Annotated in this window: 2 protein-coding genes; both read right to left on the bottom strand. The window is 36.2% G+C overall.

The annotated features are described in order from the left end of the window. A partial coding sequence (locus IV55_RS10090) for a ribbon-helix-helix protein, CopG family (protein WP_056971141.1) occupies positions 1 to 152 on the bottom strand: 152 nt, incomplete at its 3' end. A 135-nt stretch (positions 153 to 287) separates the two neighbouring features. Beyond that, a partial coding sequence (locus tag IV55_RS10605) for a hypothetical protein (protein WP_057811766.1) occupies positions 288 to 495 on the bottom strand: 208 nt, incomplete at its 5' end.

The following is a 495-nucleotide window of genomic DNA, read 5'->3' as shown; positions in this document are numbered from 1 at the left end:
TTTTTTTGTTCTAATTCCTTTCTTGAATAATTTTCTAAAGCTAAAGCTAAAATTGCAGACTTAGAAAAACCCTTTTCTTTCGCAAGATTTTCCAAAGTAAAATACTGATCTTCGGTTAGACTGACCGTAATTCTTTTTTTATTTGTAGCCATATTTTTACTCCAAACTAAATCAAATTTAAGTACACCATTATTATGCTTTTTTGCAACATTATTGTCAATAATATATGCTATAAATCTCTATTTCGCTAAAAACTCGCTAAAAACTCGCCGAAAACTCGCCGAGATTTAAAACTCTGTAACCATTGATATTAAAGGCTTGAAGACCATTTTTAACCAAAATTGGCACTCGGCACTTAAAAGGGGGGTCGTAGTACGGTCGCAAAATTCGCTCCCTCGCCCCCCCTGATTTTCAAATTTATATCTCACACGAATAAAACCATGGGCGCTGCCCAAACCTGCAAGCTGTGTCAGCTTGACCCCATAAATGAGCGGG

This window comes from Furfurilactobacillus siliginis (assembly GCF_001437435.1).
Taxonomy (GTDB): Bacteria; Bacillota; Bacilli; order Lactobacillales; family Lactobacillaceae; genus Furfurilactobacillus; species Furfurilactobacillus siliginis.
This window is presented reverse-complemented; position numbering and strand designations above follow the sequence as displayed.